This is a genomic window from Boseongicola sp. (genome assembly GCF_057460485.1).
This window is the reverse complement of the sequence record NZ_JBVCWP010000440.1, coordinates 1-1,809: the sequence shown is the minus strand read 5'-3', so window position 1 is coordinate 1,809 and position 1,809 is coordinate 1. Positions and strand designations below refer to the sequence as shown.

Sequence of the window (1,809 nt, the reverse complement as noted above, 5' to 3'; positions counted from 1 at the left end):
TATACCGAACCGCTTCGTCCGTTAGCTTCGCCAGTGGCATGCCCTCTCCACGAGGTTGCTGGCCGCGCTCTATCTTGTCTTGCGCATTATCCCAGTGCGTTCCGGTTTGCAGATGATGGGGGTTCACACACAATCGGTTATCGCAAGGTGGTCGAGCCACACATGTCGCTCGTCGGTGTGTGGAACTTCGAGGATAGCGGTGGTTTCTTCGTTGCGGACACCTTCGCCACGCCGGACGATTTTGCTGGGCGCCTTGAGGGCGGCGCCTTGATGTATCTCCCCAAAGGATGGTCCATGCGCGGCACCGCTGCCTATGACGGCATCGGCGGCGACTACGAAGCCGTGAGCGGCAAGGTCTGGCTGAACATCCCGCTGAACTGAGGGCTTGTTGCTGCCTTGGCACCTTTTGCGCACCAATACGCCCGATGTCTGCTTACTGCTCCAAAGCAGACATTCCTGATTGGCTCGCCGATGTCAGCTAATGACCCAAAGCGGACATCAAAACAGCGTGCTGAACCGTCAGCACATCTTCGGTTTGGTTTTCGGCTGCGTCGAAGATCACCTAAATGTCCGGTGTAATGTGGGTGAGTGGCGTAACGTAGAAGCGGTAAGACGCTTCCAAGGCATACTGGGCGTTCAGAGTTGGCTCGGTGGGCTCGCCCCAGGAGAACCCCAGCCCGATTCAAGTCGGTGAAGATAGCCGTATCTATTGCCCGTCGTTCCTGTTACCAGGAGCAACTGGTCGCGGCTGAAATGCATTTCGGCGTCACCAAGCCTTTTCGCGGAATAATTCAAACAACGTAAACCGGGCCTCGGAACGCTCCCGCGTCCCCCGAACTGCTGCGCGTGCGCGCTTGGGAGACTGAAATTGAAAAATTCAGATGTAGACGTGTTAGGTGCAGACATCGCCGCATTTTCCAGCGCTAGCGGGCAGCAGGTCGAGCATGACCAGGGGAGCCTCGAAGGCATTTTCTCCGCGCTCGACGCCGCATGGCCTGTCGAAAGAAAACGCACTGAGACAATTGAAATCGTCATTGCGCCATACCTCGCCGACATTGCGGCACACCGGGATAATGTCGGGATCGAGTTGGATGAACGCCTCGTTCTCAAGATCCTATCGGCCAGCTACCGCCATGTCTCTATCACCCAGATCAGCACCCGAAGCGACCTGGAGCAATTGGCGGCTCGGCAGCCGGACTTAGTGTTCTCGGGGGTCAAATATTTCTCTTTCGATGGCCACGATGTGTGGCTGAACGATTTCCTGGACCTGCATGGCATCGCCTATTTGGCGTCTGGGAAGGCTGCCCTCGACAAAGAGCACGACAAGGTTCGCGCCAAGCGGATCATGCAAGCGGCCAATGTCGCGACCGCGAACTTTTTCTCGACCGCACCCGAAGAGCATCCGACCGCGGAAAGCATTCCTCTTGCCTTTCCGCTCTTCGTCAAACCCGTCGACGGCGGCGATAGCCGGGGCGTAGACGCCGACTCCGTCGTGCATGATATTGAGGGTTTCCGGCGCAAGGTGCATGATATTCGTAAAACCCATTTGTCCCGCGCATTGGTGGAGACGCATCTCTCGGGCCGGGAGTATAGCGTTGGCGTATTGGAGGACGCATCCAGCGGAACGCTCCGCGCCATGCCTATCGAGATTGTCGCGGCCCCAAATCGGAACGGGGACCGCATTCTCGACTTCGATATCAAGAAACAGGATGCAGAAGCGGTCGAGCCGGTAACGGACCCGACGGTTCGTGCTCAGCTCTGCGATTTGGCGAAGGCGGCATTCCGAGCCCTGGGTGGCAAGTCTTTGGG

The 1,809-nt window shown here is 57.7% G+C and carries 2 protein-coding genes; both read left to right on the top strand.

What is annotated here, in order from left to right; genetic code table 11:
- Window positions 1-381 (top strand): hypothetical protein (locus AC221Y_RS23315; RefSeq protein ID WP_486708662.1); only part of this gene is annotated, 381 nt, incomplete at its 5' end.
- Between the two features lie 487 nt (window positions 382-868).
- On the top strand, window positions 869-1,809 hold a 941-nt coding region (locus AC221Y_RS23310; RefSeq protein ID WP_486708661.1), incomplete at its 3' end, for a D-alanine--D-alanine ligase family protein.